This is a genomic window from Streptomyces sp. NPDC101151, assembly GCF_044768335.1.
Taxonomy (GTDB): Bacteria; Actinomycetota; Actinomycetes; order Streptomycetales; family Streptomycetaceae; genus Streptomyces.
Genome location: NZ_JBIWPP010000087.1, coordinates 1,252 through 8,330, shown reverse-complemented (window position 1 = coordinate 8,330; position 7,079 = coordinate 1,252). Strand labels below are relative to the sequence as shown.

The window sequence follows — 7,079 nt, the reverse complement described above, 5'->3', positions numbered from 1 at the left end:
GCGGTGACGGTCTCCCGTTACCGCTATCGAGGCAACACGATTCCAACCCTTGGAGCCTCAACCACGCCTGAACGGCAGAGGCCGTGGAGAGCCCGGTGCGGTGAGAGCCGCACGCCGGGTTCGGAGAGCGGCACGGAGAAACGGACCGATGGCAACATCGGCACCGCGCTCCGTGCCGACTCAACAGACGGGCATCCGTGCCCGCGCAGCGCGACGAAGCAGGAACCCACCCGAAGCCCCGGCCGGTCACCACCGGCAGGCAGGCGGGAATCTCCGTCCTCTAGGGCGAAGAGGATGTCAACTGCACCAGGTAGGACAGACCCGCCTCGTTCGGAACCCCGCCCGGGATGCGCAGGTGATCGATCAGGTAGGCGCTCATTTCGCCCCTGCCCGTGGAGGCGGCAGCGGCTTTCAGTGTCGATCACCAGCTTCGTCTGGATCACGGCCCGCTCCACATGGACGGATCCCGTCGGCGATCTTCAGCCCCTATGACAGGGTGGACGAATGACGGCGCACCGCGAGCACACATCCACTCGAGACTCCATTGGACTCGCACCGTGGTCGGCCACCACATCGACACACAGTGACCTCGTGGCGGCAAAAGCGATCGTCTACGACCCTTGCGGATTCACCTGCGCGCAGCCAGTTCCCGAATCCGAGAGCGCCGAGTACGCCGCCCACGCATTCACCCTTGACGGGCTCTCCATCCGGTTCCGCGTGGCCAGGACGACCCCCACCAAGGTCGGCCAGTTCGTCACCGTATGGAAGAGGTCCCTGGGCGGGCCCATCCAGCCTTTCGATGCCACGGACCCCGTCGACCTGTTCGTCATCAGCAGCCGCGGCCATCACCACTTCGGCCAGTTCGTCTTTCCCATGGAGGCGCTCCGCCGGCACGGTGTCGTATCAGTGAATGGCAATGGCGGTAAGCGGGCCTTCCGTGTCTATCCGCCCTGGGTGACCACCACCAACCGACAGGCGAGCAGCACGCAGGCATGGCAGCTGGACCACTTCCTGAACCTGGACGAGGACGAGCCGTTCGACTCTGCTCGCGCCCACAAGCTCTACCACCCGTAGGCCGCGCCGGCCCGACCACCAGACCAGCCTGCGCGTCACACGATCGCGGCTTTGTAGGCCACCCGGCGACCGTCACAGACCATGATCTACTTTCGGCACAGTGTCCACCGACGAGAAGCCGAGTCCATGACCAACCACTGTTGCCAGGCGATGACAAGCCGCGTGGACTTCCGCTGCGAGCAGCACGCCGACCCCTTTGCCTGCCTGGACAGGTTGATCGCATTCAGCGCCAAGTTCCAGGAGTACGGTCTGATCATTCATGACGGCGGTACGTCGAGCGTCGGGATCGGCTTCTGCCCTTGGTGCGGACAGCGGCTCCCCGAGTCACAGCGGGACCGATGGTTCGACGAACTGGAAAGCCGCGGGATCGATCCGTGGGAAGACGAGGTCCCTGCCGAGTTCCAGGACGACCGCTGGCTCGCCTCATTGCCCGATGACTGACGTACAGGCCAGTGCCGTGAACCACCTGCGATCCACGCTCGGGGCACAGACGCACCATCTGGATCACTATCCGGTCGGCGCGGCGCCTTATTGCAGGGCGAACAGTGCCGGCCAGGCCACCAGGTCGTGTCCGGCAACAGATCTCGCCGTGGCACGCTGTCCTCGTGGAGAAGGAGAGCGTTGATGCGGCTTGAGCGTGGAGCGACCGGGTTTCGGGGCTCCGGTGACGAACCGGCTCCGGAGACGGACGTGACGCTCTTTCGTAGCGCCTGCTGGGAAGCCGCAAGAGGGATGGGTGGCCGTGTCAGCGAGGTGGCCTGCGCCGGTGCGTCCAGCTTCCACTCGGTCACCATCACCACCCGCATGGAGGCGGCTGTCGTTGTGTGCCACGCGCACCTGCCGATCATCGCCATCACCAGCGCACCTCCTGTGGCAGGACGGCCACTGTCGGGCTTCGTGGACCCACCGCCGTGGGCGGCCGGCTTCGAAGTCGTCGGTTTCCGCTGCCTGCCCGTTGAGCAACTGAATACGCCAATGTCCAGGGTGGATGTGACCGAGCTGGCGGAAGCAGAGCTCGTGCAGATCCGCTACTGACGCCCCGAGCGGTTGAGTGACTTGCTGTTCAACTGGTGGGACTGAAGGACGGGGACTGAGGGACGATGCCTCGTTGCTGCCGGTCCACTTGTGCAAGGCACAGCGTCCAGGTCCGCCTCGAACGTCGCTGACCACAAGATCAATTGCCGGACAGGACCTCGGGCGTGTATCGAAAGTGCCTGGTGAGGGTGGCGGAGAGCCCATCTTGTGATCCAGAATGTTTGGATGATCAAGCTTGAGACTCCCCGTTTGATCCTGCGGCGCTGGCGCGAGGAAGACGTTGCGCCCATGGCTGCCGTCAATGCCGACCCCGAGGTCATGCGGTGGATCCGTGATGGCAGCGTCCGTGATGAACAGCAGACTCGCGTCGGGGTCCAGGCGTGGGAGAGCGAGTGGGAGTCACGGGGCTTCGGCCTGTTCGCCGTGGAGATCCGGTCCACCGGCGAGCTGGCCGGGTTCACCGGCCTTTCAGTACCCGACTTCCTGCCGGAGGTACTGCCGGCGGTTGAGGTCGGCTGGCGGCTGGGACGATCCCACTGGGGGCAGGGCTTGGCGACCGAGGCCGCTGCGGAAGCTGTGCGGTTCGCGTTCGAAGAGCGAGAGCTGGAGCGGATCGTCAGCATCGCTCAAGTGGGCAATGACGCCTCCGAACGGATCATGACCAAACTGGGGATGCATCCGGTCCGTGAGACCGTCAATCCCACCTGCGGTCGGCGAGTACGGGTGTTCGAGTTGTCGTCGGACCAGTACGTCTCAACTACTCGTTGATGGCGGCAATGAGGGCGGTAGCTTCGTAGGGAACCGCGCCTCTGTCGTACCTGGTGGCCACGGCTCGATGTCTCTTGAGGCGATCGATGCCGCACTCGACCGCGTGCCGGGCCTTGTAGTCCTGTGGGTCGGACTTCGGTGGCCAGCCATTGCTGGACTTGCGATTCTTGCGGGACGCGTACGTCTTGTCCGCCCGCACCCGTCGCGGGCGCACGCGGGGCCTGCCGCATCCCAGTCGGGCCACCCGGATGCGGCCCAGCACGACCGCGAACTGCGGAGAATCCCCGCGATGCCGGCCGTGATCACGATGGACATGGGCTGGTCCCGGCTAGACACCCGCCGAGCGGCGACCCAGGACGGGTTCGGCCAGGAGCCTCGCCATCCCGCAGAGGGTCTGGCCGTGCCTGGCGAAAAGTTCGTCGCGCGAGTCGAAGTGGCCGAGGTCCGCCAGCACGTAGGCCGAGAGATCGCATGCGGCACCGGCGGCCGGGCAGACTGTCGCGCCGTCCCAGTCGATCGCTGTCCTGGACAACGCCTCGAAGAGTGTCTCCGCGCCGGCGTTGGTGAAGCCACCTTGACCTTCGCTCAACTCGTCAAGACCACCGTAGAGTTCCGAGACTGTCAACCAGGGCGCGGTGGGGTGGTCGGTCAGCGAGAGGCCTTCAAGATGGAATTCTGGCCATGCGAGCACAACCTGGTGCGGGACGATCCGATGCAAACGAGGGAAACGCGGATACCAGAACGTCCCGTCCACCAGCAGGCCACGCACGCGCGTAGCCACCCCGGACGCCCTCGCGACGGACTCCAGTACGGCCAGCCGCTGGCTGCACGAGCCGCGGCCGCGACGGACCACCACCGACACCGGCATCTCGTCCTGCACCGAGTACACCGGTTGCACAGCGGCGGTGATCCATCGGTGGGCCTGGCGCAGGGCCGCTATCCGCTGGGCGGGACCTGTCGCGTCCTCCTCCCAGTCGACCGTCATATCGATCTGTCGGAGCAACGAGGCAACATGAGGATGCTGCCAGTCGAGTATCCGCGTCGGGGCCGTGCTCCCCTCCGCCGTCCCCGCGCCAGGTGTGCCCGCGCGGACACGGCATAGCGGCATGAGAAGCGAGCTGGTCACGTCCGTGCTCCTCTCGTCCAACACTTCGGGTGGCAGGACGTAGTGTGGCAGAGAATTTGAACGTGTTCAATTATGAAGCGACCCTGCTGGCCTCACTTGGCAGAATCGACCGGGTGGTACCTGGCTGGACCGGTCACCGGCCCGAGTCCCGGCCGACCCCTGCGCTGCGCCGATGCGGCCGGTCCTGCAGCCAGTGGAAGGCGAGTTGGCCTTGCTCCCGGACGTTCGGATCAACGTCCGGTGTGGTCGCGTGCGGTAGCTGCGCGGGCGCGGCCACATTCTCCCGGCAAGCGAGCGCCTTCATGGAGGGCGTCTGATCCACGTCTCGTTCGGCTGGATTACCTTGCAGTGGGACTGCGTGTTGACGCCTTGGGCCCCTGAGGTGTCTGGATGGTGCCGACTGCCGGGGTGGACCCGTGGCAATGCGAGATGCCGACCACTGGGCTGGGGTGTGGGGTCGGGTGGCGTGGGGTGGGATGGGCTACGTCTGGTTCGTGTTTGTCTGGGTGGTGTTGTCGCTGTTCTGGTTGACGTTGGCCTGATTGGTGTTGCCGCCGTCTTGGTTGGTGTTCGTCTGGGTGACGCCGGTGATGATGTGGCAGATGCCGAGGCAGTCGCCGAGTACGCCGGTGCGGATGTCGCCCGTGATGATGGTGCAGATGCCGCGGCAGTCGCCAAGGACGCCGGCGGTTGCGCTGCCGCTGGTCGCGGTGCCGCCGGTGCTGGTGCTGCCGGAGGTGGCGGTGCTCGGGGTGTTGGTGGTGTTGGCCTCGGTGGGGTTGTTTGAGCCGCTGCTGCTTGCACTGGTGTTGGTGGCCTCCGCGTTGGGAGTGTCGTGGCTTGTCGGCTCAGGGGTGCTGTCCGCGGTGTTGGCGGTGGTGCCGTACAGCTCGTCACAGGTGGTCGGTGCTTTGTCTGCCGTGGCCGAACGGTGGACCGTCCCAGTCAGGGCTCCGCCTGCTCTCCAGGCGCCGATCGTCTCGGCGAGTTGTCCGCGGAGGCCTTCTCCGTTCGTGCGGTGTGGCGTCGGTCGGCGGCTTTGGCGGGGCTGAGGGGGGCCCGGTGTCACGATGGCGGGTGAAGGCCTGTGACGAGTGGCGATCCACGGGCGACCGCGGATCGCGGCAGCCTCCCGGTCCACGTGCCCTGCACCTGGTCCAGGACGCACAACGCGACGGCTGCTCGGCGTACGTGTCTGGTTCCTTGGTGTGGGTCGCGGCGGGTGGTTGCTGTGTTCTTGGGTGTGGTGTGTGCGTCGAGTTGGTTGAGGGCCTGGAGGGCTGCGTTGGATGATGTGGGTGTGCCGGGACGCTGTTATCGGTATGTGGGCCCGATCGGCCTGAAGGCCGTGGTGGGGCCTGGCAGTGGTGGCTGTCGGATCGGCTCGGCGGCTGACTTCGACAGGTGGGTTGCTGAGCGGTCCGCGGCGGAGCTGGTTGAGCCGTTCACGTTTGTTGTCGGCCTGGACGGTGTGCTTCGGCTGGCGCCGCGGCGAAGCGAGCATGTGGCCTGTGCGGGCGGACGGTCGGTGCTGAGCGCGGGTGAGATCGGTTTTGTCCGTGTGGCGGGCAAATGGGCCGTGGGTGAGGTCAGTAACCAGTCGACCGGGTACTGCCCGGATGTGACTTCCTGGTCGTCGGTTGCCCGGGCTCTCGACGGTGTGGGGTTGGGGCGTCCGCCAGGATTCACGTACGAGGTGGTGTTCCGGCGCTGTCCTGGCTGCCAGGAACACAACATCGTGCGCGAGGCCGACTTCGTCTGTGTCTTCTGTGGCGGTGATCTGCCTGCGGTGTGGAATGTGGATCCGCTGGCGGAGTGCGGTGGGTCGTAGCTGCTTGTTCACAGCCGTGATGGGTGCTTTGCCGGACGGCCGCCGTGCGTGCCTCCTGCCTCGTGGCTGCGGCGCGAGGTCTGTCACCAGCAGCGATAGTCGCCCCTGGCGTTGTTCGTAGGCCGGGTGGATCTTCGTTGTCCAGCCGTCTCGGGACCGGCCCAGCCCGTCGTCATCGGGTTCGGACTGGTTGGCACCCGGCGGTTCCTTCTGGGCCTGCCCACTACGCCGGGCACCGACCTAGTGCTGATGAGTCCGACAGACGGCGGAGTCGATGCTGACCTCGCAGGTGATCAGCTCGGCGGCGTCCGCCTGGACTCGCATCCCGGGCAGCCGACCCATGTCCCACGGAGCTGCCAGCGGGAGATGACCCCACCGGCGACAGCCGCTCCAGCACGCCCACTGGTCATCTGAAAGATTCCCTTGCACCACACCGGGATCACGCCGCATGAACCAGGACACGGATCTCGATTCAAAGCACGGCCCAGCAGAGCGCTCGTCCCAGGATTACGGAGAGGACGGCGCTGCTCGCCGTGCACACGGTCGCTGGGGTGCACGGTGTGTGCCGTCCGGCGCGAATGCCTGACGGGCATGGATGAATGAGTGCGGCCTGTCATCGCGTGTCAAGCCCCGAAAGGCAGTGTCGTGACGTGGTGTGCCCGGTCGGGGCTTACTTGATGCATCGGCTCACCCAGAGCGTGCGGGCCGTCCGGGACAGTCTCGGAGGCGCGGTCTGCGGGACAGGAATCCCGCTGGCGAACCCGCCCACGGAATTCCGTGAGCGGAATGCGGCACCCCTGGTCATTCAATATTACGGAGGAGAATTTTTATGTCTCGTATATCGCACAGTCGACGTCTGGTCATGCTGGCCACCTCCACCGCGTTGGCGATAGGGGGCGTGATGCTGCCCGCCAGCGCATTCGCCTCGACGCCGCACACCGGCGTCGCCAAGACGGTGGTCAGTCACACCGAGCACGTCAAGGGCGACAAGGGAGGAAAGGATAAGAAGGGCAAGGGTAAGGACAAGGACGCGAAGGGGAAGAAGAATAGCAAGGGGAAGGGGAAACCCAAGGACATCAAGAACATGCCGGGCTGCCACTTCTACAAGAACGAAGTCTTTTGCAAGATGGATCCCGGTAAGCCGGACCCGGGTAAGCCGGACCCGGGTAAGCCGGACCCGGGTAAGCCGGACCCGGGTAAGCCGGACCCGGGTAAGCCGGACCCGGGTAAGCCGGACCCGGGTAA

General features: G+C 65.7%; 8 protein-coding genes. 5 read left to right on the top strand and 3 right to left on the bottom strand.

The genetic code is table 11. From position 1 onward, the window contains the following. Nucleotides 1–504 precede the first annotated feature (504 nt). The 4 genes from ACIRU3_RS46930 to ACIRU3_RS46915 all read left to right on the top strand — a co-directional run bounded on the left by ACIRU3_RS46930 (nucleotide 505) and on the right by ACIRU3_RS46915 (nucleotide 2,877). The gene (locus tag ACIRU3_RS46930; RefSeq protein ID WP_404070480.1) at nucleotides 505–1,074 is read left to right on the top strand and encodes a MepB family protein; all 570 of its coding nucleotides are present in this window, start codon (nucleotides 505–507) and stop codon (nucleotides 1,072–1,074) included. Between the two features lie 126 nt (nucleotides 1,075–1,200). Further along, entirely contained in the window at nucleotides 1,201–1,515 is a 315-nt protein-coding gene (locus tag ACIRU3_RS46925; protein ID WP_404070478.1) for a DUF6980 family protein, read from the top strand. Between the two features lie 183 nt (nucleotides 1,516–1,698). Then, entirely contained in the window at nucleotides 1,699–2,109 is a 411-nt protein-coding gene (locus ACIRU3_RS46920) for a hypothetical protein (protein WP_404070476.1), read from the top strand. Between the two features lie 225 nt (nucleotides 2,110–2,334). Then, the gene (locus tag ACIRU3_RS46915) at nucleotides 2,335–2,877 is read left to right on the top strand and encodes a GNAT family N-acetyltransferase (protein ID WP_404070474.1); all 543 of its coding nucleotides are present in this window, start codon (nucleotides 2,335–2,337) and stop codon (nucleotides 2,875–2,877) included. Nucleotides 2,878–3,205: 328 nt separating this feature from the next. Here ACIRU3_RS46915 and ACIRU3_RS46910 read toward each other — a convergent pair whose 3' ends face one another. Both ACIRU3_RS46910 and ACIRU3_RS46905 read right to left on the bottom strand, forming a co-directional pair. Continuing rightward, nucleotides 3,206–4,003, bottom strand: coding sequence for a transglutaminase domain-containing protein (locus tag ACIRU3_RS46910; RefSeq protein WP_404070472.1), 798 nt, complete (start codon nucleotides 4,001–4,003; stop codon nucleotides 3,206–3,208). A gap of 481 nt (nucleotides 4,004–4,484) precedes the next feature. Further along, entirely contained in the window at nucleotides 4,485–5,144 is a 660-nt protein-coding gene (locus tag ACIRU3_RS46905; protein ID WP_404070470.1) for a hypothetical protein, read from the bottom strand. Nucleotides 5,145–5,327: 183 nt separating this feature from the next. On the opposite strand from ACIRU3_RS46905, the gene ACIRU3_RS46900 reads away from it, so the two are divergent. Continuing rightward, complete coding sequence (locus tag ACIRU3_RS46900; protein WP_404070468.1) at nucleotides 5,328–5,834, top strand: hypothetical protein; 507 nt, start codon at nucleotides 5,328–5,330, stop codon at nucleotides 5,832–5,834. A gap of 811 nt (nucleotides 5,835–6,645) precedes the next feature. Here ACIRU3_RS46900 and ACIRU3_RS46895 read toward each other — a convergent pair. Continuing rightward, on the bottom strand, nucleotides 6,646–7,079 hold a 434-nt coding region (locus ACIRU3_RS46895), incomplete at its 5' end, for a pentapeptide repeat-containing protein (protein ID WP_404070466.1).